General features: G+C 64.1%; 23 protein-coding genes. 19 read left to right on the top strand and 4 right to left on the bottom strand.

Annotated elements, in window-relative coordinates; translation table 11 throughout:
- The first annotated feature begins 127 nt into the window (after nucleotides 1-127).
- The 4 genes from ABIB73_RS21465 (at nucleotide 128) to boxB (ending at nucleotide 6,053) form a co-directional block, all read left to right on the top strand.
- On the top strand, nucleotides 128-1,669 hold the full coding sequence (locus ABIB73_RS21465) for a benzoate-CoA ligase family protein (protein ID WP_354227076.1): 1,542 nt from the start codon (nucleotides 128-130) through the stop codon (nucleotides 1,667-1,669).
- A gap of 116 nt (nucleotides 1,670-1,785) precedes the next feature.
- The gene (locus ABIB73_RS21470) at nucleotides 1,786-2,604 is read left to right on the top strand and encodes an alpha/beta fold hydrolase (RefSeq protein ID WP_354227078.1); all 819 of its coding nucleotides are present in this window, start codon (nucleotides 1,786-1,788) and stop codon (nucleotides 2,602-2,604) included.
- Between the two features lie 160 nt (nucleotides 2,605-2,764).
- Nucleotides 2,765-4,453 (top strand): 2,3-epoxybenzoyl-CoA dihydrolase, encoded by a 1,689-nt coding sequence (boxC, locus tag ABIB73_RS21475; protein WP_354227080.1) that lies wholly within the window; start codon nucleotides 2,765-2,767, stop codon nucleotides 4,451-4,453.
- 148 nt (nucleotides 4,454-4,601) lie between these two features.
- On the top strand, nucleotides 4,602-6,053 hold the full coding sequence (gene boxB, locus ABIB73_RS21480) for a benzoyl-CoA 2,3-epoxidase subunit BoxB (protein ID WP_354227082.1): 1,452 nt from the start codon (nucleotides 4,602-4,604) through the stop codon (nucleotides 6,051-6,053).
- 133 nt (nucleotides 6,054-6,186) lie between these two features.
- Here the strand turns inward: boxB and ABIB73_RS21485 are convergent, their stop codons facing one another.
- Nucleotides 6,187-6,987, bottom strand: a complete 801-nt coding sequence (locus ABIB73_RS21485; protein ID WP_354227083.1) for an SDR family NAD(P)-dependent oxidoreductase — start codon at nucleotides 6,985-6,987, stop codon at nucleotides 6,187-6,189.
- 229 nt (nucleotides 6,988-7,216) lie between these two features.
- Nucleotides 7,217-8,275, bottom strand: a complete 1,059-nt coding sequence (locus ABIB73_RS21490; protein ID WP_354227085.1) for a polysaccharide deacetylase family protein — start codon at nucleotides 8,273-8,275, stop codon at nucleotides 7,217-7,219.
- Between the two features lie 166 nt (nucleotides 8,276-8,441).
- Between ABIB73_RS21490 and ABIB73_RS21495 the strand changes: the two genes are divergently transcribed.
- From ABIB73_RS21495 to phoB, 12 genes are all read left to right on the top strand, one after another.
- Nucleotides 8,442-9,836, top strand: a complete 1,395-nt coding sequence (locus ABIB73_RS21495) for an OmpA family protein (RefSeq protein WP_354227087.1) — start codon at nucleotides 8,442-8,444, stop codon at nucleotides 9,834-9,836.
- Nucleotides 9,837-9,838: 2 nt separating this feature from the next.
- The gene (locus tag ABIB73_RS21500) at nucleotides 9,839-10,135 is read left to right on the top strand and encodes a hypothetical protein (RefSeq protein ID WP_354227088.1); all 297 of its coding nucleotides are present in this window, start codon (nucleotides 9,839-9,841) and stop codon (nucleotides 10,133-10,135) included.
- A gap of 123 nt (nucleotides 10,136-10,258) precedes the next feature.
- Nucleotides 10,259-10,849, top strand: coding sequence for a TetR/AcrR family transcriptional regulator (locus ABIB73_RS21505; RefSeq protein WP_354227090.1), 591 nt, complete (start codon nucleotides 10,259-10,261; stop codon nucleotides 10,847-10,849).
- Nucleotides 10,846-11,778: a haloalkane dehalogenase gene (locus ABIB73_RS21510; RefSeq protein WP_354227092.1), complete on the top strand. Its 933-nt coding sequence runs from the start codon at nucleotides 10,846-10,848 to the stop codon at nucleotides 11,776-11,778. The genes ABIB73_RS21505 and ABIB73_RS21510 overlap by 4 nt, the downstream gene beginning before the upstream one ends.
- Before the next feature lie 659 nt (nucleotides 11,779-12,437).
- Nucleotides 12,438-13,493, top strand: coding sequence for a lysylphosphatidylglycerol synthase domain-containing protein (locus ABIB73_RS21515; RefSeq protein WP_354227094.1), 1,056 nt, complete (start codon nucleotides 12,438-12,440; stop codon nucleotides 13,491-13,493).
- A gap of 32 nt (nucleotides 13,494-13,525) precedes the next feature.
- Complete coding sequence (locus tag ABIB73_RS21520; RefSeq protein ID WP_354227095.1) at nucleotides 13,526-14,824, top strand: ATP-binding protein; 1,299 nt, start codon at nucleotides 13,526-13,528, stop codon at nucleotides 14,822-14,824.
- Between the two features lie 144 nt (nucleotides 14,825-14,968).
- Nucleotides 14,969-15,979 (top strand): phosphate ABC transporter substrate-binding protein PstS, encoded by a 1,011-nt coding sequence (gene pstS, locus ABIB73_RS21525; protein ID WP_354227097.1) that lies wholly within the window; start codon nucleotides 14,969-14,971, stop codon nucleotides 15,977-15,979.
- A 161-nt stretch (nucleotides 15,980-16,140) separates the two neighbouring features.
- A complete protein-coding gene (pstC, locus tag ABIB73_RS21530; protein ID WP_354227377.1) occupies nucleotides 16,141-17,130 on the top strand; it encodes a phosphate ABC transporter permease subunit PstC in 990 nt (329 codons plus the stop codon).
- 4 nt (nucleotides 17,131-17,134) lie between these two features.
- A complete protein-coding gene (gene pstA, locus ABIB73_RS21535; RefSeq protein ID WP_354227099.1) occupies nucleotides 17,135-17,980 on the top strand; it encodes a phosphate ABC transporter permease PstA in 846 nt (281 codons plus the stop codon).
- Nucleotides 17,977-18,798 carry a phosphate ABC transporter ATP-binding protein PstB gene (gene pstB, locus ABIB73_RS21540; protein ID WP_354227101.1) on the top strand — a complete coding sequence of 274 codons (822 nt, stop codon included), beginning with the start codon at nucleotides 17,977-17,979 and terminating at the stop codon, nucleotides 18,796-18,798. The genes pstA and pstB overlap by 4 nt, the downstream gene beginning before the upstream one ends.
- A gap of 11 nt (nucleotides 18,799-18,809) precedes the next feature.
- Nucleotides 18,810-19,526, top strand: coding sequence for a phosphate signaling complex protein PhoU (gene phoU, locus ABIB73_RS21545; protein WP_354227102.1), 717 nt, complete (start codon nucleotides 18,810-18,812; stop codon nucleotides 19,524-19,526).
- A gap of 22 nt (nucleotides 19,527-19,548) precedes the next feature.
- Nucleotides 19,549-20,256, top strand: coding sequence for a phosphate regulon transcriptional regulator PhoB (gene phoB, locus ABIB73_RS21550; protein ID WP_027533133.1), 708 nt, complete (start codon nucleotides 19,549-19,551; stop codon nucleotides 20,254-20,256).
- Between the two features lie 255 nt (nucleotides 20,257-20,511).
- Here the strand turns inward: phoB and ABIB73_RS21555 are convergent, their stop codons facing one another.
- Entirely contained in the window at nucleotides 20,512-21,021 is a 510-nt protein-coding gene (locus ABIB73_RS21555) for a GcrA family cell cycle regulator (RefSeq protein ID WP_354227105.1), read from the bottom strand.
- 457 nt (nucleotides 21,022-21,478) lie between these two features.
- Between ABIB73_RS21555 and ABIB73_RS21560 the strand changes: the two genes are divergently transcribed.
- The 3 genes from ABIB73_RS21560 to ABIB73_RS21570 all read left to right on the top strand — a co-directional run bounded on the left by ABIB73_RS21560 (nucleotide 21,479) and on the right by ABIB73_RS21570 (nucleotide 24,858).
- Nucleotides 21,479-22,687 carry an aspartate aminotransferase family protein gene (locus ABIB73_RS21560; protein ID WP_354227107.1) on the top strand — a complete coding sequence of 403 codons (1,209 nt, stop codon included), beginning with the start codon at nucleotides 21,479-21,481 and terminating at the stop codon, nucleotides 22,685-22,687.
- Nucleotides 22,687-23,610, top strand: a complete 924-nt coding sequence (argF, locus tag ABIB73_RS21565) for an ornithine carbamoyltransferase (RefSeq protein ID WP_354227109.1) — start codon at nucleotides 22,687-22,689, stop codon at nucleotides 23,608-23,610. The genes ABIB73_RS21560 and argF overlap by 1 nt, the downstream gene beginning before the upstream one ends.
- Before the next feature lie 240 nt (nucleotides 23,611-23,850).
- Nucleotides 23,851-24,858 (top strand): Hsp33 family molecular chaperone, encoded by a 1,008-nt coding sequence (locus ABIB73_RS21570; protein ID WP_354227111.1) that lies wholly within the window; start codon nucleotides 23,851-23,853, stop codon nucleotides 24,856-24,858.
- 1,003 nt (nucleotides 24,859-25,861) lie between these two features.
- On the opposite strand, the gene apaG is transcribed toward ABIB73_RS21570, so the two are convergent.
- Nucleotides 25,862-26,266, bottom strand: a complete 405-nt coding sequence (gene apaG, locus ABIB73_RS21575) for a Co2+/Mg2+ efflux facilitator ApaG/CorD (RefSeq protein ID WP_354227113.1) — start codon at nucleotides 26,264-26,266, stop codon at nucleotides 25,862-25,864.
- Between the last annotated feature and the right edge of the window lie 85 nt (nucleotides 26,267-26,351).

A 26,351-nucleotide genomic window follows, 5' to 3' on the forward strand; every position in this document is an offset into this window, starting at 1 on the left:
TAGCGGATGCCTTCTTTAAACAAGGTCCTGCGGCGCGTTTTAATGAAACATAATGCCTGCTGGCATTGACAGCAAGCGGCCGCGGTGTCTTTCTATGAATTATAATTCTAAATTCGGGGAGAAATCCGTGAGCGAGGGATCCTATAACGCGGTGATCTGGCTGCTCGACCGTAACGTCGAGGAGGGCCGCGGCAGCAAGACCGTGTTCGACGACACCGTCTCGCGGCTCACCTATCGCGAGCTCCAGCACCAAACGCGGCGCGCCGCCAACATGCTGCGCCGGCTCGGCGTCCGCCGCGAGGAGCGCGTGGCGATGATCATGCTGGATACGGTCGATTTCCCGATCGTATTTCTGGGCGCGATCCGCGCCGGCATCGTGCCGGTGCCGCTCAACACGCTACTGACCGCCGATCAATACGCCTACATCCTCGCCGACTGCCGCGCGCGCGTGCTGTTCGTGTCGGAAGCGCTCTATCCCGTCATCAAGGACGTGGTCGGCCGCATGCCCGATCTCGAGCATGTCGTGGTCTCCGGCAGCAAGATGAACGGCCACAAGCAGCTCGCCGAGGAGCTCGCGCGCGAGACCGATCAATTCACGACCGCCGCGACGCATCCGGACGAGCCGGCATTCTGGCTGTATTCGTCGGGCTCGACCGGCATGCCCAAAGGGGTGCGGCATCTGCATTCGAACCTGCAGGCAACCGCCGATACTTACGCCAGCAAGGTGCTCGGCATCCGCGAGAACGACGTCGGCCTCTCAGCGGCAAAGCTGTTCTTCGCCTACGGCCTCGGCAATGCGCTGACCTTCCCGATGTCGGTTGGCGCCACCACGATTTTGAACAGCGAACGCCCGACGCCGGCGCGGATGTTCGACCTCATGAACCGCTACAACCCGTCGATCTTCTACGGGGTGCCGACGCTGTTCGCGGCGATGCTCAACGACGAGACCATGAAGAGCGAGCGTGGCGGGAAGTCGCTGCGCATCTGCACCTCCGCGGGTGAGGCCCTGCCGGAATCCGTCGGCAACAGCTGGAAGGCGCGCTTCGGCGTCGACATTCTCGATGGCGTCGGCTCGACCGAACTGCTGCACATCTTCCTGTCGAACGCGCCCGGCGACATCAAATATGGTTCTTCCGGCAAGCCGGTGCCGGGCTATGCGGTGCGGCTCGTCAACGAGGCCGGCCAGGATGTGGCCGATGGCGAGGTCGGCGAGCTCCTGGTCGACGCGCCCTCCGCCGGCGAGGGCTACTGGAACCAGCGCCACAAGAGCCGCCGCACGTTCGAAGGCCCGTGGACGCGCACCGGCGACAAATATGTCCGGGATGCCGAGGGCCGATACACCTTCTGCGGCCGTGCCGACGATATGTTCAAGGTCTCCGGCATCTGGGTCTCGCCGTTCGAGGTCGAGAGCGCGCTGATCACGCATCCCGCCGTGCTGGAGGCTGCCGTCGTGCCCGAGGCCGATCCGGAAGGCCTGTTGAAGCCAAAGGCCTTCGTGGTGCTGCGTCCGGGCGTGAAGACAACAGACTTGCAGGAGATGTTGAAGGATCACGTCAAGCAGAAGATCGGCCCCTGGAAATACCCGCGCTGGATCGACGTGGTGGAGTCCCTGCCGAAGACGGCGACGGGCAAGATCCAGCGGTTCAAATTGCGGGAAGGGACGAACTAGCGACAAGCCGTCATGGCCGGGCTTGTCCCGGCCATCCACGTGCATCCGCGATTGAGCAAAGGCGTGGATGCCCGGGTCAAGCCCGGGCATGACGACGGAGAGAGAAGAGCGAAGAAATGACCAATCTCACCCCCACCGGCTTTCTCAGCATCGGCAACGCCAGCCTCGAATACAAATGGCTCGCGCCCGAATCCGCTGACGCCCCCACGATCGTCATGCTGCATGAAGGCCTCGGCTCCGTCGGGCTGTGGGGCGACTTCCCGGAGAAGCTTCGAGAGGCCACCGGCGCCGGCATCTTCGTCTATTCGCGCGCGGGCTATGGGCAGTCGAGCGCGGTGGCGCTGCCACGGCCGCTCGATTACATGCAACGCGAGGCGCTGGACGTACTCTCGAAGATTCTCGACGCGATTCCCTTCAAGCGCGGCCTGTTGCTCGGCCATTCCGATGGCGCCTCGATCGCGGCGATCTACGCCGGTGCGCATCAGGATCACCGCCTGCACGGGCTCGTGCTGATGGCGCCGCATTTCATCGTCGAGGACATCTCGGTGGCATCGATCGCCGCCATCAAGACGGCTTACGAAACCACGGACCTCAAGCCAAAACTCGCGCGCTGGCACAAGGACGTCGACAACGCCTTCTATGGCTGGAACCGCGCCTGGCTCGACCCGAAATTCCGCGACTGGGACATCTCGGAATATCTCGCCTACATCCGCGTTCCTGTCATGGTCCTGCAAGGTGTGGACGACCAATATGGGACACTGCGTCAGGCCGAGATCGCGCAGCAAGAATGCTATTGCCCGGTCGATTTGAGAGTCATTTCAGACGCGGGACATTCCCCGCATCGTGAAGCGCCGGGAGCGACGCTTGACGCGATTGAGCAATTTGCAAAGGCGGCCCTGCGCGACGATCAGGGACTCGGGGTACCCGCCGCATGAGCTTGCGGAGGCACATCTCCCGCTCGGCGCCATCGTGCGGTCCCAGTAGTCATCATGAAACAAAGTGCATGTATTGGCGTTTATGGACTAGACGAACTCCGTTATATGCATTATTGTGCATCTAACGGTAAAGACCGAAGTCCAAAATCAAGGGTGGCCCATGGCCGGGGAAGATCGGCGCCTCGCAGGCGGTGCGACATTCATCGATTTCCAGACCGAGCCATCCCGCTACCGGCACTGGAAGCTCGCGGTCGACGGTGACGTCGCGACGCTGACCATGGATGTCGACGAGAATGGCGGCCTGTTCGAGGGCTATCTGCTCAAGCTCAATTCCTACGACCTCGGCGTCGATATCGAGCTCGCGGACGCGGTCCAGCGCCTGCGCTTCGAGCATCCCGAGGTGAAGGTGGTGGTGATGCGTTCGGCCAAGAACCGCGTGTTCTGCGCCGGCGCCAATATCCGCATGCTCGCGGGCTCGACGCATGCCCACAAGGTGAACTTCTGCAAGTTCACCAACGAGACCCGCAACGGCATGGAAGACTCCTCTGAGAATTCCGGCCAGCGCTTCATCACGGTAGTGAACGGCTCGGCCGCCGGCGGCGGCTATGAGCTGGCGCTCGCGACCGACCACATCATCCTCGCCGACGACGGCGCCTCGGCCGTGGCGCTGCCCGAAGTGCCGCTGCTCGCGGTGCTGCCGGGCACCGGCGGGCTGACGCGCGTCGTCGACAAGCGCAAGGTGCGTCGCGACCACGCCGACTTCTTCTGCACCATCGAGGAAGGCGTGAAGGGCAAGCGCGCCGTGCAGTGGCGCCTGGTCGACGAGATTGCGCCGAATTCAAAGCTGGAGGCCAAGGTGGCCGAGCGCGCCAGGGAATTCGCCGGCAACTCGAAGCGCAAGGGCAGCGGCAAGGGCATCGCGCTCACCCCGCTCAAGCGCATCATCGACGAGACCAGCCTGCGCTACGGGTTCGTCACCGTCGACATCGACCGCACTGCCCGTATCGCCACCATCTCGATCAAGGCGCCGGAGGCCGCGCCGCCCGCCGACATCGACGGCATGATGGCGCAGGGCGCGTCGTTCTGGCCGTTGCAAGTGGCGCGCGAGCTCGATGACGCCATCTTGCACCTGCGCATCAACGAGCTCGAGATCGCGATGCTGGTGTTCAAGAGCCATGGCGACCGCGCCCATGTGCTCGCCTGCGACATTTTCCTCGAAGCCAACAAGGCGCACTGGCTGGTCAACGAGATCAGGCACTACTGGAAGCGCGTCTTGAAGCGCATCGACGTCACCTCGCGCACGCTGGTGACGCTGGTCGAGCCCGGCTCCTGCTTTGCCGGCACGCTCGCCGAGCTCGTCTTCGCCGCCGACCGCTCCTACATGCTGATCGGCACGCGCCAGGGCGACAACCGCCCGCCGCCCACGATCGAACTCTCCGCGATGAATTTCGGCCCGTATCCGATGAGCCATGGCCTGACGCGCCTGCAATCGCGCTTCCAGGCCGATCCGTCTGATGTGGACCGCGCGGAAGACACCGTCGGCACAAGCCTCGATGCCGAACAGGCCGAGGAGTTCGGCCTCGTCACCTTCGCGCTCGACGACATCGACTGGGACGACGAGGTTCGCGTCTTCCTCGAGGAGCGCGCCAGCTTCTCGCCCGACAGCCTCACCGGCATGGAAGCAAGCCTGCGTTTCGTCGGTCCGGAGACGATGGAATCGAAAATCTTTTCGCGCCTGACCGCCTGGCAGAACTGGATCTTCCAGCGCCCCAACGCGGTCGGTGAAGAAGGCGCGCTCCGCCGCTACGGCAGCGGCCAGAAACCGAAATTCGATATGACGCGGGTGTAGTTTTTCGTGTCCCGGGCGCGGCGCAGCGCGAAGCGATGCGACGCTGAACCGGGACCCAGAACGGACCAGACAATGGGTCCCGGCTCAGCAGTGCAGCACTTCGCGCCGCACTGCGTCCGGGACACGAGACCGACCAAGGAGCACGGCCATGAACATGAACATCATGAACGTCGACTACTCGACCAAGATTCCGAACAACGTCAATCTCGCCGAAGACCGCCAGGTGCTGAAGGCGCTCGAAGGCTGGCATCCCGGCTACATGGATTGGTGGAGCGACATGGGGCCGGAAGGCTTCCAGGAATCGCTGGTGTACTTGCGCACGGCCTATTCGGTCGATCCGCGCGGCTGGGCCAAGTTCGATTACGTGCGCATGCCCGACTATCGCTGGGGCATTCTGCTTGCGCCGCAGGAAGAAAATCGCGTCGTGCCGTTCGGCGAGCATTTTGGCGAGCCGGCCTGGCAGGAAGTCCCGGGCGAGTATCGCGCCATGTTGCGCCGCCTGATCGTGATCCAGGGCGATACGGAGCCGGCTTCCGTCGAGCAGCAGCGCCACCTCGGCAAGACCGCGCCCTCGCTCTACGACATGCGTAACCTGTTCCAGGTCAATGTTGAGGAGGGCCGTCACCTCTGGGCGATGGTCTATCTGCTCCAGAAATATTTCGGTCGCGACGGCCGCGAGGAAGCCGACGATTTGTTGCGCCGCCGCTCGGGCGATGCCGACGCGCCGCGCATGCTCGGCGCCTTCAACGAGGCGACACCCGACTGGTTGTCCTTCTTCATGTTCACCTACTTCACCGACCGCGACGGCAAGATGCAGCTGCATTCGTTGGCGCAGTCGGGCTTCGATCCCTTGTCGCGCACCTGCCGCTTCATGCTGACCGAGGAAGCCCATCACATGTTCGTCGGTGAGACCGGTATCACCCGCGTCGTGCAGCGCACCTGCGATGCGATGAAGGAAGCCGGCATCACCGATCCGACCGACATCGCCAAGGTCCGCGCGCTCGGCGTCATCGACCTGCCGACGATCCAGAAGAAGCTGAATCTGCACTATACACTGTCGCTTGATCTCTTTGGCTCGGAAGTCTCGACCAACGCGGCGAACGCCTTCAACACCGGCATCAAGGGCCGCTATCACGAGACCCAGATCGAGGACGATCACCAGCTCAAGAACGCGACCTATCCGGTGCTCAAGTTCATCAATGGCGAGATCAAGCTGGTCGACGAGCCGGCGCTGACCGCGCTCAACATGCGCCTGCGCGACGATTACAGCCAGGATTGCGTCAAGGGCATGCTGCGCTGGAATAAGGTGATCTCGACCGCGGGCTACGACTTCCAGCTCAAGCTGCCCAACGTCGCCTTCCATCGCCACATCGGCGAGTTCAAGGATGTCCACGCGACGCCCGACGGCATCCTGATCGACGATGCCATCTGGGCCAGGCGCAAGGACGAATGGCTGCCTTCGACCGCAGACGGCGACTTCATCAGCTCGCTGATGCAGCCCGTCACCGAGACCGGCCAGTTCGCCTCCTGGATATCGCCGCCGAAGGTCGGCATCGACAACAAGCCCGGCGATTTCGAGTACGTGAAGATCGAGTCGTGAGCGACTTCATCTGAGGCGCTCTGGTGGTTGCCATATCGAAGACTGTCATCACCGGCGAAGTGTTTAGTCCGGGGCATGACAGCGGAGTGTGGGCGCCGCCGCCTGCTCTCCCTAATCCCCCGGCCGGCGCTGCCTATCCCGCGATCTCCAGTCCGGTGGTGGCGTAGGCGACACCGCCATCGACAGCGATCGTGGTGCCGACCACATAGTCGCCAGCGCGCGAAGCGAGATAGATCGCAATACCAGCCATATCCTCATCTGATCCGATGCGCCGGGCAGGCACGCGTTTCGCAACCTCGTCGGCGTGATCGCGCGCCGCGCGGTTCATGTCGGACTTGAACGCGCCCGGTGCGATCGCCGTGACGTTGATATTCTCCTTGATCAGTCGAGCTGCCATCCGCCGTGTCAGGTGGATCAGGCCGGCCTTGCTCGCCGCGTAGGAATAGGTTTCGCTCGGGTTGACGAAGATGCCGTCGATCGAAGCGATGTTGATCACCTTCGCCGGCCGCTCTGCGCTCGCGGCCGCACGCAGCGGCGCGGCCAGAGCCTTGGTCAGAAAGAACGGTGCCTTGACGTTGAGGTTCATCACCTTGTCCCAGCCGCTCTCCGGAAACTCGTCGAACTCCGCGCCCCAGGCAGCCCCCGCATTGTTGACGAGGATGTCGAGTTTTGGCTCGCGCTTCGTGAACTCACTCCCCAGCAACTCGGCGCCGGCCAGCGTCGAGATATCGATCGGCAGCGCGATGCACTCGCCGTCATATTGCGCGGAGAGCTCGTTCGCGGTCGCCTCGCATGGTCCCGCCTTGCGCGCGGTGATGTAGACCTTCGCAGCACCTGCGCTGAGAAACCCCGCCGCGATCATCCTGCCGATGCCGCGCGATCCGCCGGTCACGAGCGCGACGCGGCCTTTGAGCGAGAACAGGTCGTTGAACATGATGCCTCCCTTTGGTTGGCGATGTTTTGAGCGGGGCGGGGAGGGGAGTCAATCTCGGCTCGTCGTCCCGGACATACGCAGCGAAGCGGAGTGCAGATCCGGGACCCATAGCCACAGGATCAAGTTTGGCGAAGACTCGCGGTTACCAGCTCGTGCCATAACCGCTCCCTGGGGCTATGGGTCCCGGATCTGCGCTGACGCTTGTCCGGGACGACAGCGGAGAACGAAGCTAGGCCGCAGCAAACCTGCGAAAGCCGTTCCACATCGCGGTCGCAGCTCCCGAGGTCAGCACCGGCAGGATCCGGGCGTCCTGGTAGTTGCCGTTGAGCGAGACGCGCGGCAGCGCCGTCATATGGCCGGCGTTCTCGACGAACAGCATGCCGGGCCGCGTCGTCACCGCGGTCTTGAAACCGGCGGATGCGGCCAGCGCGAATTCGCGCTCGCCGGCGGCTTCGCGGTCGCCATAGGGATAGGCGAAATGCAGAACGGGGCGCTCCAGCGCGTGCTCGATCCGCACGCGGCTCGCCGCCATCTCCTGCGCGGCGAGCTCCTCGCTCTGCCTGGCGAGATTGCAATGGCTGATGGTGTGCGCGCCGATCGTGACCAACGGATCGGCGGCCAGTTGCCTGATCTCGTCCCAGGACAGGCAGAGGCTGCGGCACAGCGCCGCCATGTCGACATCGTACTTGGCGCAAAGCGCCTCGATCTCGCGCTTGAGATCGTGCTCGCCCGGCAGCGCGCGCAACCAGTCGTGCAGGCGGTCGAATGCCGCCTGCTTTGCCGCGGGCGTGGTAGCGTCGAGCCGTAGCGCGGCGTTGCCGATCTGCACGTCGACCTGCTCGGTCCTGGCGATCACGGCCTCCAGCGCGGCCCACCACAGCCGTCCGGTGCCCTCGGCGAAATCGCTGGCGATGTAGACGGTCGCGGGCGCGTCAAATTCGCGCAGCACCGGCAGTGCATGGTCCTGATTGTCGCGATAGCCGTCGTCGAGGGTGAAGGCGGCGAAACGGCGGGTGAACCGTCCCTGCACCAGCCGTTCGTGCAGTTCGTCCATGCTAACGATGTCGATCTCGCGCGAGCGCAAATGGCACAAGGTGGCGCGCAGGAAGTCGGGGGTGACTTCGAGATGCAGGTTGGGCTGGAACGTGGCCTCACGGGCTGGCCGCACGTGGTGCAGCATGAAGATGGCGCCGACGCCCGACAGAAGCGGCCGCAACAGGTGGTGCGCCCCGCTGAAATAGAGTGCTCCCAGCCCGGCGCGGATGACGTTGTTACGGAGTTGTTTCATGACCGCCTGGCCGCCCCCTGGGCATCCCGCCCTCAACTTAGGGTGACACCCTTGAAGAAAAAGTTATTCCAATTGCTCACACATGGCCTTCGAAGGGGCGGCATTTCCGGTTTGACAGCCTGCCAGGGGTTTGTTTTGTCTCCGGTTCCAGAGTTCGGGTCGTCGAATGCAAAAGCTTTTCAGGTGGGCCAGCAAATGGTGGCCAGGGCTGATCCCCCTGGCCGTCATGTGGGGATTTGCGGCCTGGAATAACACCTTGCCGGTCGAGGCCGATCTCTCGGCGCGCAGCGCCGCCGCGCTCAAGGACACCGTTCTGGACAAGACCCGGATCGCGGTTGACGGACGCGACGTCAGCTTGGCCGCGGATGCCTTCTCCGAGGAGGGGCGGCGGGATGCGGTCATGGCGGTCGAAAATGTTCCCGGCGTGCGTCTCGTCGATGACGGGACTCGCCTGGTCGCCGAGGCCAAGCCTTTCGTCTGGAACGCCGAGCGTGACGTCGTGCGGGTGACGCTGTCGGGCTCCGCACCGCTGCCGGCGATGAAGGCCCGGCTGACGGAGGCGGCGCGCAAGGAGGTCGGCGGCGTCGAGGTGGCCGATCAGATGGGCCTGGCGCGCGGCGCGCCGCCGCGCTTCGAGGCCGCTGCAATGCTGCTGCTCGACCAGATCGGCAAGCTGAAGGACGGCAAGATCACGATCTCCGATACCAAGGTCAATCTATCCGGCATGGCGCGCGATCTCGGCGGCCGCGAGGCGATTGCGGCCGCGCTGAAGAACCTGCCCGAAGGTTTCTCGATCGCGGCTAACGACATCAAGGCGCCGCCCTACATCTTCCAGGCCTACAAGGATCCGGTCGCAGCCACCGTGACGCTGACCGGCTACGTGCCCGACAACAATGTCCACGCGACGATCGCCACCAGCGCGTCGCGCAAATTCTTCAACGAGAAAGTCGTCGACAATCTCAAGGCCAGCATCGGTGCCCCCAGCGCCTTCAACACGACAGTGCTCGCCGCGCTCAGCGCGCTGTCGCGGCTGTCGACGGGCACGCTCGTCGTGTCCGATCGCGAGGTGAAATTGTCGGGCGATGCGCTGTACGAAGGTGCGGCGAACGACATCCGCGCAGGTCTCGGCAAGGACTTTTCAAAGACCTGGCAGTACAAGCCCGAGATCACGGTGAAGCCTGCGGCGGGGCCTGTCGATGGCACCGTCTGCCAGCAATTGTTCTCGGAGCTGCTGGCCAAGGGCAAGATCCGCTTCGAGCCCAAGCGCGCCGATATCGATCCCGACTCTGCCGGCATTCTCGACCATCTCATCGAGACGGCGCTGCGCTGCCCCACCACCAATATCGAGGTCGCGGGCCACACCGATTCCGATGGCGAGGACGCCTTCAACCAGGCACTCTCCGAGAAGCGCGCGCAGGCTGTGATCGACTATCTGGTCAAGGCCGGCCTGCCCGCCAACCGCTTCACCGCGGTCGGCTATGGCAGCACTCAGCCCGTCGCCGGCAACGAGACAGATGACGGCAAGGCGCAGAACCGTCGCATCGAATTTCTGGTGAGGTGACGATGCTCTATCTCGTCTCGTTTCATTTGGGCTGGCTGATGGGTTCGCTGCTGTTGGGGCTGGCGATGGGCTGGATTTCGGTGGTCCAGCGCGGCAACGGCACCTCGAAGGTGACCGCGCGCTGGCTGGCGGTGCTCGTCGCAGGCCTCGTCGCGGCCTCGTTCGCACATGTCGTTCCGGGCCGCTTCGGCTACTGGCTCGACCTCGGGCTGATCATGTTCGCCTGCTATCTGGTCGGATGCACCATCGGCGCGTGGCTGCGCGACCGGGTGGTCTCGCGGAACATGCCGGCCGCCTAAGTCTCGGGACCGCTTGCAGGCCAACTTCTGTCCGTCATCGCCATAACGGCTTGATCGGCAAGCAAATTGCCCAGCGGCGAAAGTTCGCTTGACTATAATACGTACGTACGTATTATATCGCTTATGCCAAAGCCCTCCCTCAAAGACGCCATCCTCGACGCCGGCCTCAGGGTCATGTTCCGCACCGGCTATCACGGTACCAGCGTGCGCGACGTCACTGCTGCGGCGGGCGCACCGCAGGGCTCCTTCACCAACCATTTTCGCTCCAAGGAGGCGTTCGCCTCCGAGGTGCTCGACCGCTACTTCGACGTCACAAGGGGGCTCGTCGCAGAGGCGCTCGAAGATACCTCGCTGACGCCGCGCGCGCGCCTCAAGCGTTACCTGGACATCATCACCGGCCGGCTTGAGGCCGACGGCTATGGCCGCGGCTGCCTGATCGGCGATCTCAGCCTGGAGGCGACCGGCAGCAGCGAAATGCTGCGCGCTCGTCTCACAGAGATCTTTGCCGAATGGCGCGTGCCGTTCGCGGCCTGCATCGCAGAGGCCCAGACGCATGGCGAGATCGCTTCAGATTTCGAGCCTGAGGAGCTTGCCGACTTCCTGCTCGCGTCCTGGCAGGGGGCGATCCTGCGCATGAAGGTCGACCGCAATCCGAAAGCGCTCGAACGTTTCAAGACCATCGCCTTTCAAACCGTGTTCAGGGAGCCGACATGACCAAGCAAGCCGAGATCGAGATCCGCAACGCGCCCGTCCTGGGAAGCACAATGGCTTATCGCGAGACGGGTGCGGATGATGCACCGGTTGCGCTGTTCCTGCACGGCAATCCGACCTCTTCGCACATTTGGCGCAACATCCTGCCTTTGGTGTCACCGGTTGCGCGTTGCGTCGCGCCCGACCTCATCGGCTTCGGCCAATCCGGCAAGCCCGATATCGGCTACCGCTTCTTCGACCACGTCCGATATCTCGACGCATTCATCGAACAGCGCGGCATCAAATCCGCCTATCTCGTCGCGCAGGACTGGGGCACGGCGCTCGCATTTCATCTCGCCGCGCGCCGGCCGGATTTCGTGCGCGGACTGGCCTTCATGGAATTCATCCGTCCGATGCCGACCTGGCAGGATTTCCACCATACCGAGGTCGCGGAGGAGCAAGACCATGCCGAGGCGGCGAGGGCGGTCTTTCGCAAGTTCAGGACGCCGGGCGAGGGCGAGGCAATGATCCTCGAGGCGAATGCGTTCGTCGAGCGTGTGCTGCCCGGTGGAATCGTCCGCAAGCTCGGCGACGAGGAGATGGCACCCTATCGCACGCCGTTTCCGACGCCTGAGAGCCGCCGTCCCGTTCTTGCATTTCCCCGCGAACTGCCGATCGCAGGCGAGCCCACCGATGTCTATTCGACGCTGCAATCCGCCCATGCGGCGCTGGCCACATCCTCCTATCCAAAACTGCTGTTCACGGGCGAGCCCGGGGCGCTCGTCGCGCCGGAGTTCGCCGAGCGCTTCGCGGCCTCGCTGACGCATTGCGCGCTCGTTCGCCTGGGAGCCGGATTGCATTTTCTCCAGGAGGATCACCCTGAGGCGATCGGCCGCTCCGTCGCCGGCTGGATCGCCGGCATCGAAGCGGTGCGTCCGCAGCTTGCGGCTTGAGCGGAGGGCGAAACGCCGGAGGTGTCATCCATTGCCGCCCGTGCGGCAATGCTCGGCCTTCATGGTTCGAGATGCCGCTTTTGGCGGGCTCACCATGAAGATCTAAGACTTCGCCGCAAAACGAGGCCTCATCCTGAGGAGCCCGCTCAAGGCGGGCGTCTCGAAGGATGGCCACAAAGAGACCGTCCCACCGCGTTCTCTTCATAAGCGCTTCCCCTGCGCTTGCGGGAGGCTGGGGTTGGGGAGCCTCCGCGCCCCTTCGGCGCATCGGAAAATCCGTCAGGAACGACCGGATCGCCCCTCTTTCAACAGGCCGGTGCGGCCCATAGATTGACGTCGGCTTAAGGCGTGACGGAACATTGCGCGGCCGAAATCATCAAAACTTCATGGCCCCTGCGCAGGATCACCATGGAGATTCGTGTCAGCCTTGCCGTCGAAAGCGCCAAACCGTGCATCTTGAGCTCGCAAACCTGCCTAAAATATTGAAGGCACGTGTTTTTGTTCACATTGTCGAATTCCACTCCGCCCGAAAACGCGCTAGTGGAGGGACGGGGGGCATGCGCGATGCCGGAGCCGGCGGCGAGGGTTCGTTGAGTGCCTGTGCGTCGTCCGCCTGTTCGCCGGCCACCCTGGCCGCTGAAGCGTTGTTCGAGGTCTAGATGCTGGAAGCCATACGCAGGGCGATGTCGTTTCTGCGCCAGAAGCAAATCCTGCATAAGCTTGGAGTTGTGATCAGCGTCGCGGTCATCGGTATCGCTTGCTATGTGCTCTACCACATGCTGCGCGGCATCAACTTCAACGAGGTGATCGAAGCGATCAAGAGCACCGAGCCGAGCCAGATTGGAATGGCGGCGCTGTTCGTGGCTGCGGGCTATTTCACCCTGACCTTCTACGACCTGTTCGCCGTGCGCGCGATCGGCCACGCCCACGTGCCCTATCGGATCAACGCGCTCGCGGCCTTCACCAGCTACTCGATCGGCCACAATGTCGGTGCCAGCGTCTTCACTGGCGGTGCCGTGCGCTACCGCATCTATTCGGCCCACGGCCTGAACGCGATCGATGTCGCCAAGATCTGCTTCCTCGCCGGTCTGACCTTCTGGCTCGGCAACGCCGCCGTGCTGGGCCTTGGCATCTCCTACCATCCGGAGGCGGCCACCTCGATCGACCAGCTTCCGCCCTGGCTGAACCGGACGTTCGCGATGATGATCATCGTGGGGCTGGTGGCTTATGTGGTCTGGGTCTGGACCCAGCCGCGGGTGGTCGGACGCGGCCCCTGGACCGTGGTGCTGCCGGGCGGCCCGCTGACGCTGCTCCAGATCGCGATCGGCATCATCGATCTCGGCTTCTGTGCACTGGCCATGTACGTGCTGGTCCCGGACGAGCCCAATCTCGGCTTCGTCGTGGTGGCGGTGATCTTCGTCTCGGCGACGCTGCTCGGCTTCGCCAGCCATTCGCCCGGCGGGCTCGGCGTGTTCGACGCCGCCATGCTGGTCGGCCTCTGGCAGATGGACCGCGAGGAACTGCTGGGCGGCATGCTCCTGTTCCGGGTCCTCTACTATCTTTCCCCGTTCGTCATATCTGTAATCTTGCTGACGTTTCGCGAAGTTATAATCGGCGCCCGATCGAAGCGTCTGCAACAGGCGGCGCTCAAGCTCGACCCCGGGCCGGCGCCCGAAGCCGCCTATGTGAGAGAGCGCAGCGACAGCGGCGCCTGATCGGCGTAATCCTTGAGGAGAAGCCCGCCCCGATGGCGATCGACGCCCCATCTTCTCCCTCCGCCCAGCCCTGGTCCGACCGGCTGCGGCACTCGACCATCATCCTGATCGCCGCGGCGCTGGCGCTGTCGGTGGTGGTGTCGCTTGGCGAATTGTCGGTGATGCGGGCGGCGACGGTGTTCCTCTGCATCGCGGCCGCGGCGCTGATCCCTTGGCGGCTGCATGATACCGCTGCCTCGCGCGAGGACACCCGCCGCGTCAATCCGGTCGAGAGCGCCGCGGTGGCCGCGGTGGTTGCCGGCATGCCGGATCCCGCCGTGCTGCTCGACCGTGCCGGCCGCGTCATCCATCTCAATGCCGCCGCCGCCCAGCTCGCGCCGGCGCTGCGCAGGAACGAGCTCGCCCAGTTCGCGCTGCGCTCGCCCGAGATCATCATGGCGCTACGCGAGTCGATCGCGACCACTGAGCCGCGTCGCACGACCTATCTCGACCATGTGCCTGTCGACCGCTGGATGGAGCTGACAATCACGCCGGTGCCGGTGCCGACCACTTTCGGCGGCGCCGACAAATGCATGCTGATGACCTTCCACGACCAGACGCCGCTGCGCCGGGTCGAGGAGATGCGCGCCGATTTCGTCGCCAATGCCAGCCATGAACTGCGCACACCGCTCGCCGCGCTCTCGGGCTTCATCGATACGCTCCAGGGCCAGGCCAAGGACGATCCCAAGGCGCGCGAGCGCTTCCTCGGCATCATGCACAACCAGGCGACCCGCATGGCGCGCCTGATCGACGATCTGCTGTCGCTGTCGCGGGTCGAACTGTCGGCGCATGTGCGGCCTGACACCCTGGTAGACCTGCTGCCGATCATTTTCCAGGTCGCCGACGGTCTCGAACCCCTGGCGCGGGAACGCCAGGTCGAAGTCGAGACCCACCTGCCGGAGGCGCCGGTGATGATCGCGGGCGACCGCGAGGAACTGCTCCGCCTGTTCGAGAACCTGATCGAGAATGCGCTCAAATACGGCGCTTCGGGCGGACGCGTCATCGTGTCGCTGACCGGGGCAACGGCGACTGATGGAACTCAGGAAATCCGCGTCATGGTGCGCGATTTCGGGCCTGGCATCGCGCCTGAGCACCTGCCGCGGCTGACCGAGCGGTTCTACCGGGTTGACGTCGGCGACAGCCGATCGCAGGGCGGAACCGGACTCGGATTATCGCTGGTGAAACATATCCTTAACCGCCATCGCGGCCGGCTTTTGATCGAAAGCGTGCCCAAACAGGGCGCCACTTTCACCGCCTGTTTTCCCCAGGGGAAGCCTGCGGTTCCGGCCTGAAATCCAAGCGATTTCAATCGCTTGATGCTGTCATCCGACTGTCATGAAACCTTCGTAAAAGCACAGCCGACTGCTCCTAAAGGGGCGGCACGGGGAGCGCGATCGGGCGCGGATGGCGCTTCGCTCCCCTGTATGGAGACCAGCATGAATTTCCTCAAAACTATAGTCGCTGCTGGCTTGGTCGCCGCATCGACGTCGGCTTTCGCTGCCGACATTACGGGTGCAGGTGCAACGTTCCCGTTCCCGATCTATTCGAAGTGGGCTGATGCCTACAAGAAGGAGACCGGCAACGGTCTGAACTACCAGTCGATCGGTTCCGGCGGTGGCATCAAGCAGATCCAGGCCAAGACCGTGACCTTCGGCGCCAGCGACGCGCCGCTCAAGGCCGAGCAGCTCGAGAAGGACGGTCTCGTCCAGTGGCCGATGGTGATGGGCGCCATCGTTCCTGTCGTCAACCTCGAGGGCGTGAAGCCGGGCGAGATGGTGTTCGACGGCGAGACGCTGGCCAACATCTATCTCGGCAAGATCACCAAGTGGGATGACGCTGCGATCAAGAAGCTCAATCCGAACGTGAAGCTGCCGTCGGACGCGATCACCGTCGTGCGCCGCTCGGACGGTTCGGGCACCACCTTCAACTTCACCAACTACCTCTCCAAGGCCAGCGCGGACTGGAAGAGCAAGGTCGGTGAGGGTACCGCGGTCGAGTGGCCGGTCGGCGTCGGCGCCAAGGGCAACGAGGGCGTGTCGGGCAACATCGGCCAGACCAAGAACTCGATCGGTTATGTCGAGTATGCCTATGCCAAGCAGAACAAGCTGACCTACACCGGCCTCGTCAACAAGTCTGGCAAGACGGTGCAGCCGACGGTCGCAGCCTTCCAGGCGGCCGCCTCCAACGCCGATTGGGCCAAGGCTCCGGGCTACTACGTCATCCTGACCGACCAGCCTGGCGACAAGTCCTGGCCGATCACGGCGGCGACCTTCATCCTCATGCACAAGGACGCCACCGACAAGGCATCCTCGCAGGAAGCCATCAAGTTCTTCCGCTGGGCCTTCAAGAACGGCGGCAAGGCGGCTGAAGAGCTCGACTACATCCCGATGCCCGAGGGCGTCGTGACCCTGATCGAGAAGACCTGGGCTGCCGAGATCAAGAGCTAAGCTCTTCTCTCCAAGCGCAATGCAGCCTCAAGCGGCTGCATTGCGGACCACAATAATTCGGCCCCGGACCAGCGCCGCACCGCTCGCGCTGCGCCGCATCCGGGGCGCGAGACCCACAACAAGCGTATATGATTTTGGTACAGGGGATCGGCGTGGCAGAGATGGCCGTTCAGAGCGATGCAATCGACGACGCCGGACCGTATGATCGCGCCAAGGCCTTGAGCGCGTTCAAGCTCGGCGACGTCACGTTCTACTGGATCACGCGGCTGAGCGCGATATCCGTGCTGCTGATCCTCGGCGGCATCATCATCTCGCTGATCGTCGGCGCCTTCCCGGCGATGAAGGAATACGGCCTGGCGTTCCTGTGGACGCAGCGCTGGGCGCCATCGGCCGATCCGCCCGTGCTCGGCGCGCTCGGGCCGATGTACGGCACGCTCGTCACCTCCTTCATCGCGATGCTGATCGCGATTCCGGTCGGTCTGGGCATTGCAATCTTCCTGACCGAGCTCTGCCCGCAATGGCTGCGCCGTCCGATCGGCATGGCGATCGAGCTGCTCGCCGGCATCCCCTCGATCATCTACGGCATGTGGGGTTTCTTTGTGCTGGGCCCGTTCCTGGCCAACACCTTCCAGCCCTTCATGATCAAGATATTCGACGGCATCCCCGTGCTGGGTGCGATCTTCGCCGGTCCGCCGTCCTATCTCAGCCTGTTCAACGCCGCGCTGATCCTCGCCATCATGGTGCTGCCCTTCATCACCTCGATCTCGGTCGACGTATTCAAGACCGTGCCGCCGGTGCTGAAAGAGGCGGCTTACGGCGTCGGCTGCACCACCTGGGAAGTCGTCCGCAGCGTGGTCATCCCCTACACCCGCGTCGGCGTCATCGGCGGCGTCATGCTGGCGCTGGGACGCGCGCTCGGCGAGACCATGGCGGTGACCTTCATCATCGGCAACTCGTTCCGCATCTCGTCGTCGATCTTCGCGCCGGGCACCACGATCTCGGCGGCGATCGCCAGCGAGTTCGCCGAGAGCGACGGCCTGCACCAGTCCGGCCTGATCCTGCTCGGCCTGCTGCTGTTCGTACTGACGTTCTTCGTGCTCGCGGCAGCGCGGCTGATGCTGATGCGGCTGGAAAAGAAGGCGGGGAATTGACGCCATGAACCCGATCTATTCACGCCGCCGCCGCAAGGACATCGTCGTCCGCGGGCTCTGCATCGCCGCCGCCGCCTTCGGCGTCACCTGGCTCGCGCTGATCCTGATCACGCTGCTTTACAACGGCCTGGCCGGTCTCAACGTCCAGCTCTTTACTGAGAACACGCCGCCGCCCGGCTCGACCGAGGGCGGCCTGCTCAACGCCATCGTCGGCTCGCTGATCATGACGGTGCTCGGCGTCGGCATCGGCGCGCCGCTCGGCATGTTCGCCGGCACCTATCTCGCCGAGTACGGCCGCAACGACAAGCTGACCTCGGTGATCCGCTTCATCAACGACATCCTCTTGTCGGCGCCCTCGATCATCATCGGCCTGTTTATCTATGGCGCCGTGGTGGTGCCGATGCGCGGCTTCTCGGCAATCGCGGGCGCACTGGCGCTCGCCGTCATCGTGATCCCGGTGGTGCTGCGCACGACCGAGGACATGCTGCTCCTGGTGCCGAACGCGCTGCGCGAGGCGGCCTCCGCGCTCGGCCTGCCGCGCTCGCTGGTGATCAAGCGCATCGCCTATCGCGCTGCGCGCTCCGGCCTCATCACCGGCGTGCTGCTCGCAACCGCCCGCGTCGCCGGTGAAACCGCGCCGCTGCTCTTCACCGCGCTGTCGAACCAGTTCTTCAGCCTCAGCCTGAACAAGACGATGGCGAACCTGCCGGTCACCATCAACAACTTCGTGCAGAGCCCCTACGCTTACTGGAAGCAGCTGGCCTGGAGCGGGGCGCTGCTCATCACCCTGACCGTGCTTGCCCTTAACATTGGCGCGCGCATCCTTGGCGCCGAGAGGACCGCAAAATGAGTGATCTTTCCGTATCAATGAGCGCGGCCGGCGGGCTTCCCCAGACGCCAACGCTGCCCGAGGCGCCGGCCAAGGTGACGGTGCGCAATCTCAATTTCTATTACGGCGAGCACCATGCGCTGAAGAACATCAACCTGGCGCTCGGCACCAACCGCGTCACGGCGTTCATCGGCCCGTCGGGCTGCGGCAAGTCGACCCTGCTGCGCATCTTCAACCGGATGTACGATCTCTATCCGGGCCAGCGTGCCACCGGTCAGCTCATGCTCGACCAGACCAACATCCTCGACACCAAGCTCGACCTCAATCTGCTGCGCGCGCGGGTCGGCATGGTGTTCCAGAAGCCGACGCCGTTCCCGATGACGATCTACGAGAACATCGCCTTCGGCATCCGCCTCTATGAGAAGATCTCGAAGTCGGAGATGGACGGCCGTGTCGAGAAGGCGCTGCGGGGCGGCGCGCTCTGGAACGAGGTCAAGGACAAGCTCAACGCCTCCGGGCTGTCGCTCTCCGGCGGCCAGCAGCAGCGCCTCTGCATCGCCCGCACGGTCGCGGTGCGGCCCGAGGTGATTCTGTTCGACGAGCCCTGCTCGGCGCTCGATCCGATCTCGACCGCCAAGGTCGAGGAGCTGATTCAGGAATTGTCCGAGAACTACACGATCGCGATCGTCACCCACAACATGCAGCAGGCGGCACGCGTCTCCGACAAGACCGCCTTCATGTATCTCGGCGAGCTGATCGAGTTCGACGACACCAGCAAGATCTTTACCTCGCCGACCGATCGGCGCACGCAGGACTACATCACCGGCCGCTTCGGCTGAGGAGACAGGACATGGGTTCCGAACATACCGCAAAGGCCTTCGACACCGACCTCCAGGAACTCACTCGGCTGGTCGCCGAGATGGGCGGCCTCGCCGAGCGCATGATCGTCGATTCCGTCGATGCGCTGATCCGCCGCGACGTCCCGCTCGGCCAGCGCGTGGTCGCAACCGACGTCGAGATCGACGCGCTTCAGAAGAAGATCGAGGAGCGCGCCGTGCTCACCATCGCGCGCCGCCAGCCGATGGCGATCGACCTGCGCGAGATCGTCGGTGCGATGCGCGTCGCGACCGATCTCGAGCGCATTGGCGACCTCGCCAAGAACATGGGCAAGCGCGTCGCGGCGCTGGAGACCGATTTTCATCCGCTCAAGCTGTTCCGCGGCCTCGAGCACATGACCGACCTCGTGCAGCAGCAGGTCAAATCGGTGCTGGACGCCTATGCCGCGCACGACCTGCCGGCGGCGATGGCGGTGTGGAAGGGCGACGAGGAAGTCGACGCCATCTGCACCTCGCTGTTCCGCGAGCTCCTTACCTACATGATGGAGGATCCGCGCAACATCTCGTTCTGTATCCACCTGATGTTCTGCGCCAAGAACATCGAGCGGATCGGTGACCACGCCACCAATATCGCCGAGACCGTGTTCTACATGATCGAAGGTCAGGCGATGACCGACAAACGCCCGAAGGGTGATATGACGACCTTCGCCACGACGGTTCCGAATACTTGAACACTTAAGGAGCGACGACCCGATGGGCGCACGCATTATGGTGGTTGAGGATGAGGAAGCTCTCACCGAGCTGCTTCGCTACAACCTGGAAGGCGACGGCTATGACGTCGAGACGGTGATGCGCGGCGACGACGCCGACACCCGCCTCAAGGAGCACATCCCCGACCTGATCGTGCTCGACTGGATGCTGCCGGGCCTCTCCGGGATCGAGTTGTGCCGGCGCTTGCGTGCCCGGTCCGACACCAAGCAGCTCCCGATCATCATGCTCACCGCGCGCGGCGAGGAGAGCGAGCGGGTGCGCGGACTTGCGACCGGGGCCGACGACTACATCGTCAAGCCGTTCTCGGTGCCGGAGCTCCTGGCACGCGTGAAGGGACTGCTCAGGCGCGCAAGCCCCGAGCGGCTCGCCACCGTACTGGCTTTTGGCGACATCGAGCTCGACCGGGAAAAACGCCGCGTGGCGCGCTCGGGCCGGCCGATCGATCTCGGCCCGACCGAATATCGCCTGCTCGAGTTCTTCCTGGAGCATCCCGGCCGCGTGTTCTCGCGCGAGCAGTTGCTCGACAGTGTCTGGGGTCGTGACATCTACATCGACGAGCGCACCGTCGACGTGCATATCGGCCGCCTGCGCAAGCTGCTCAATCTCGGCCGCGAGCAGGACCCGATCCGCACCGTGCGCGGCGCGGGCTATGCGCTAGATGATCGCTTTGCGAAGGCGGAGCAGGCGTAAGGCTGGGGGCGTTGTGTTAGCGGATTGCAGCCACGTTCTCAGTGTCGTCCCGGACAAGCGTAAGCGCAGATCCGGGACCCATAACCACAGGGCGTAGTTGTTGCGCGAAGAAGGTAACCCCGAGTCTCCGTAGCCACATCTTGCAGTGGCTATGGGTCCCGGATCTGCGCGCGCTTAGGGCGCGCTTGTCCGGGACGACATCGAGTTTGCTGGGCCGTCATCGTGTGACGGCTCCATCTTGATTTCAGAACTGACTCACCGCGCGGGCTTCGGTGCCGCCCGTCGGCGATCCGCCGCCGGCTGGTACGCGACGCGCGAATGCTGGGCGCAATAGGGCAGGCCGGAGAGCGCCTTGCCGCCGCAGAAGAAGAAATCCGGGCTCGAAGGATCGCCGACCGGCCAGTGGCAGGTCGCCTCGTTCAATTCGAGCAGCGACAGCCGCTGGCTCATCGGCACCACGTTGTCGTAGGTGACCGGATCAGGCTCCACCTCGACCTCGAAGGCCTGCGCCAGCGCGGTGTTGCCGCGCGCGATCGGCCGGGTCACCCGCATCATGTGCTGCGCGGGACGCGCCTTGCGCGGCCTCGGCGCCGCCGAAGACGGGCTCTTGGCGCGGCCGGACAACCCGAGCCTGTGCACCTTGCCGATCACGGCGTTGCGGGTCACATTGCCGAGCTCGGCTGCGATCTGGCTGGCCGAAAGTCCGGCCTCCCAGAGCTTTTTCAGCTGTTCGACGCGATCGTCGGACCAGGTCAAAACCGTCATTGCACCCTTTCCTTCGTCGCGCGCCTGCCATTCTGGGGCTGCACAACGAATGCCTAAGCCTCGAAAAACCCGTGCCGTCAGAATCCCTTAAGGCTCGCCGGGCGCGCCAATAACGCCCGAACGTTTACGCCGGTACATGAGGACCTAGAGGATCAGAACTGCTGCACGAGATGTCGTATCTGACAAGCCAAACGCTACAATATGGCGTGACTCGCGCGCAAGAGTCCGCCGACTCGCTTCCACATGTTCCGTGGCCAAAACCCCGCAAATTCGTCACCGCAAGACTACGGATTCAGCGTTTCGCGAGGCTTTCCGGGCGGCATTGACACCCGTGGTGCCAAGCATAAGATGGTGGTGCGTGCCGCCCTTAAAAGGCGGCACGTTTCGTTTTCCGGGCCAGTCAATGGTGCGCTGCGTGAAGCACGTACAGGCTGTCCTCAACACCCAAGTGACCGTCATGACCAACAGCGCAGCGCCGCATTTGCTCCCCGTTTTCGCCAGGACCGATCTCGGTTTCGAACGCGGCGAGGGCTGCTGGCTGATTGCGACCAATGGTGATCGCTATCTCGATTTCACCTCGGGCGTGGCGGTGAATGCGCTCGGCCATGCCCATCCCGCGCTGGTCAAGGCGTTGCAGGAGCAGGCCACAAAGCTCTGGCACATGTCGAACCTGTTCCAGAGCCCGGACGGCGAGAAGCTCGCGGCCCGCCTTTGCAACGAGAGTTTCGCGGACTTCGTGTTCTTCTGCAATTCCGGCGCCGAAGCGCTGGAATGCGTGATCAAGGTCGTGCGCCGCTACCAGGCCATGAAAGGCCATCCCGATCGCTATCGCATGATCACCTTCGAGGGTGCCTTCCATGGCCGTACGCTGGCGACGCTGGCTGCGACCGGCTCGGCAAAATATCTCGAAGGTTTCGGTCCGCCGATGGACGGCTTCGACCAGGTCCCGCATGGCGACCTTGATGCTGTGAAGAAGGCGATCGGCCCGCAGACCGCCGGTATCCTGATCGAGCCGATCCAGGGCGAGGGCGGTGTGCGTTCGGCGACGCCGGCGTTCCTCAAGGCGCTGCGCCAGCTCTGCGACGAGCGCGAGATGCTGCTGGCGTTCGACGAGGTGCAGACCGGCATGGGCCGCACCGGCGATCTCTTCGCGCATCGCCGTTTCGGCGTCGCGCCGGACGTGATGTCGCTGGCCAAGGCGCTCGGCGGCGGTTTCCCGATTGGCGCCTGCCTTGCGACCGCGGAAGCGGCCTCCGGCATGACGCCCGGCTCGCACGGTTCGACCTTCGGCGGCAATCCGCTCGCGGTCTCCGCGGCGAACGCCGTGCTCGACGTCATGCTCAAGCCCGGCTTCTTCGACCACGTGCAGAAGATGTCGCTGCTGCTCAAGCAGAAGCTCGCCTCCGTGATCGACCGTCATCCCGATGTCGTCAGCGAGGTCCGCGGCGAGGGGCTTCTGATCGGCATCAAGGCGGTGGTGCCCTCGGGAGATCTGGTTGCGGCGTTGCGCGATGAAAAGCTGCTCACCGTCGGGGCCGGCGACAATGTCGTGCGCTTCCTGCCGCCCTTGATCGTCACCGAGGCGGAGATCGAGGACGGCGTCGCGCGGCTCGAACGCGCCTGCGCCGCGATCTCGGCCAGTCGGACCAAGCGGGCGGCAAGCTGATGAGCAAGACGCCCAAGCATTTTCTCGACATCAACGAGCTGCCGCTGTCGGAGCTCAAGAGCATGCTCGACGCCTCCTCCGCCATGAAGGCGAAGCAGAAGGCGCATCAGCCGGTCAGGCCGCTCGAAGGCAAGACGCTGGCGATGATCTTCGAGCGCCCGTCGACGCGGACGCGGGTGTCGTTCGATGTCGCCATGCGCCAGCTCGGCGGCGAGCCCATCATGCTCACCGGCGCCGAGATGCAGCTCGGCCGCGGCGAGACCATCGCCGACACCGCGCGCGTGCTGTCGCGCTATGTCGACGCCATCATGATCCGCATCCTCAACCACGAGGCGCTGCTGGAGCTCGCGGCCAACGCGACCGTGCCCGTCATCAACGGCCTGACGCGGCGCTCGCACCCCTGCCAGGTGATGGCCGATCTCTTGACCTATCAGGAGCATCGCGGCCCGATCGAGGGCAGGACAGTGGCCTGGACCGGCGACGACAACAACGTGCTGGCGTCCTGGGCGCATGCGGCCGAACGCTTCAAATTTCAGCTCAATGTCGCTACGCCCCCGGAGCTCGCGCCGAAGAAGGCGATGCGCGACTGGATCAAGGCCACCGGCGCGCCGATTATGCTCGGCACCGATGCGGAGGCCGCCGTGCGCGGCGCCGACTGCGTCGTCACCGACACCTGGGTGTCGATGGGCGACAAGGAAGGCGAGCATCGCCACAACGTGCTCAAGCCCTACCAGGTCAATGCCAAGCTGATGTCGCTGGCCAAGCCCGACGCGCTGTTCATGCACTGCCTGCCGGCCCATCGCGGCGAGGAGGTCACCGACGAGGTGATTGACGGCCCGCAATCGGTCGTGTTCGACGAGGCCGAAAACCGCCTGCACGCGCAGAAGGGCATCTTGGCCTGGTGCTTTGACGCGGTGAAGTAACGCGACGAATTAGCCATTCGTCGTCTCGGCGAAGGCCGGGACCCATACCGCGGAATCTCTCGTGTGGCAGGATGGTTGAGGCCAATGGTCTTCGCCAAGCTCAAGCCTGTGGTGATGGGTCCCGGCCTTCGCCGGGACGACACCGAATTTGCGGTATCGTTGTGCAACCCTAACTGAATCCGGAACACGCTGCCTCGCACCCCCCTTCCATTTCCAACCTCCGACCCCAGATAAAGTGCCATGGTTTCCCAATCCCCTGACATGAAAACCGGGCCCGAAGGCCCGGTTCGCGCGCCATCAGCGGTTCCGATCGATGACGCCGTACTGCCTTACGAGGTCGACGCGCTCGACGTGCGCGGGCGCCTGGTGCGGCTTGGTCCTGCACTCGACGAGATCCTGACCAGGCACGATTATCCCGCGCCGGTCGGCAAGCTGCTCGGCGAAGCGATCGTGCTGACGACGCTGCTCGGCTCGGCGCTGAAATTCGAGGGCCGCTTCATCCTCCAGGCCCAGACCGACGGTCCGGTGTCGTTCCTGGTGGTGGACTACAATGCGCCGGATCGCTTGCGCGCCTATGCCCGCTACGACGCGTCGCGCCTTGGCGAGGCGAAGGATTCCGGCGCGTTGCTCGGCCGTGGCCATCTCGCGATGACCATCGACCAGGGTCCCGACATGAGCCGCTATCAGGGCCTGGTCGCGCTCGACGGCGGCGGTCTGGAAGAGGCCGCGCATGAATATTTCCTGCGCTCCGAGCAGATCCCCACGCGCGTCCGCCTCGCGGTCGGCGAGGAGTGGCGCTCGAGCGATGGCGGCAAGCATCGCTGGCGGGCCGGCGGCATGCTGATGCAGTTCCTGCCGAAGGCGCCAGAGCGCGCGCAGCAAGCCGATTTGCATCCCGGCGATGCGCCCGAAGGCACCGAAGTGCACGCTGTTGCCGAGGACGATGCCTGGGTCGAGGCGCGCTCGCTGATCGAAACCGTCGAGGACGTCGAGCTGATCGATCCGGATCTCTCCGGCGAGCGGCTGCTCTACCGCCTCTTCCACGAGCGCGGCGTACGCGTGTTCAATCCCCTGGCTCTGAAGGCGCAATGCTCTTGCTCGCGCGACGCGGTCGCGTCCATGCTGAAGAGTTTTTCGCCCGACGACCGCGCCGCCATGGTCAAGGACGACAAGGTCGTCGTGACCTGCGAGTTCTGCTCGTCGGTGTATGAGTTCACGCCGCATGATGCGGGTGTGGAGGACGCGTAAGTGGTGGTTGATCGTAGGGTGGGTCAGCGAAGCGTAACCCACCCTCTGCTTCGGCGAGGATAGACCTTGGTGGGTTACGCCTTCGGCTAACCCACCCTACGGCAGCGCCTGTTTCGCCCCTCTGTCAATCCGCCATCCCAAAAATATTCCACTTTACCGAAATTCGGATTTGTCGTATGTGTCGCCCATCCCGGCTCGACCTTGAGGGGCGATCATGTGTCGTCGTTTTTCGCGAGCCGGGTTGCGGTGGACGCGGCAGCGTCGGCACGAGAGGTTAAGGGCAGGGCGGATTGCTCTCCGTGAGCCCGAGGCTTCGTGCGGATGAGCGACGCTGAAGGTTCGTCTCGCCAACATTTTTCCCGCTACGTCGACAGTGCGGGAGAACCCTGTGGCGGTCAGCGAATGCGCGTACGGCAAAACCGTGTGGTCCTGGCCGTCGTCGCTACGGCCAAGCTTTCGCGGAGGCGTAAGCGAGCTCGACCGGGTGAGCTACGCCATCAATTCGTGAGGCGAGGGAGGCCAGAAGGAATTCGGCTCCCGGGAGAGCGCGGCATAAGCCGTCAACCCACTGCGCAGGGAAGGCCGTGTGATTGGCTACACCTGTATGCTGCTGTGCGGTCTTTTTGCGCACCATTTCGCGCAGCAGACCGCGGGTGCCAGCCGGCACCCGGCCTTCCCTGCGCCCTCTTGATTGTGAGGGTGGAGAGACGAGGCAAAGCTCGGGCGAAATGCGCCGCGAGGCTACGAAGCCATGTCTGCGATCGAAAACGAACGCAAAGATGGATTCCGCTCTCGTGCCCCGGACGCAGCGCAGCGCTGCTTCAGCGGTGCGCTGCAGAGCCGGGGCCCATATACCCGCGCGGTACCGCGTTGCCTTCTGGGTCCAACGCCATAAGCGCGTTTACGCGCGTCTTCGACGCGTTATGGGGCGTTGCAGCGCGTCCGGGACACGAGAGGGAGTGCGGTACAGTTGTGGGTGTTATGACGAGGCTGCACGGCAGCCCTAATTCAACACCCGCCTGTTGTCCGGGCTGTCCAGTGAGAACGTCGGCACGTCGATCTCGAAACGTTCGCCGCTTTCGCTGATCATCTGGTAGCGGCCGGTCATGAAGCCCGAGGCGGTCGAGAGCGGGACGCCGGAGGTGTATTCGAAGCGCTCACCGGGGGCCAGCGTGGGCTGCTCGCCGACCACGCCCTCGCCCTTGGTCTCCTGCTGCCGGCCGGTGGCGTCGGTGACGATCCAGTGCCGCGTCTTGAGCTGGACGGTCTCGTCGCCGGAATTGGTGATGACGATGGTGTAGGACCAGAAATAGCGCGAGCGGTCGGCCGACGACTGCTCCGGAACAAAGTTCGGCTCGACGGTCACTTCAATCTGGCGGGTCACGGCGCGGTACATGGTTGCCATCATAACGAAATCTGGCCGGGAACCAAACGCCGCAGGCGGCTTTCGCGACATCGTGCCGCCAGAATTGACAAGGAAGTACACCCCCAAG

It is taken from the genome of Bradyrhizobium sp. F1.4.3, assembly GCF_040548375.1.
Lineage (GTDB): Bacteria > Pseudomonadota > Alphaproteobacteria > Rhizobiales > Xanthobacteraceae > Bradyrhizobium.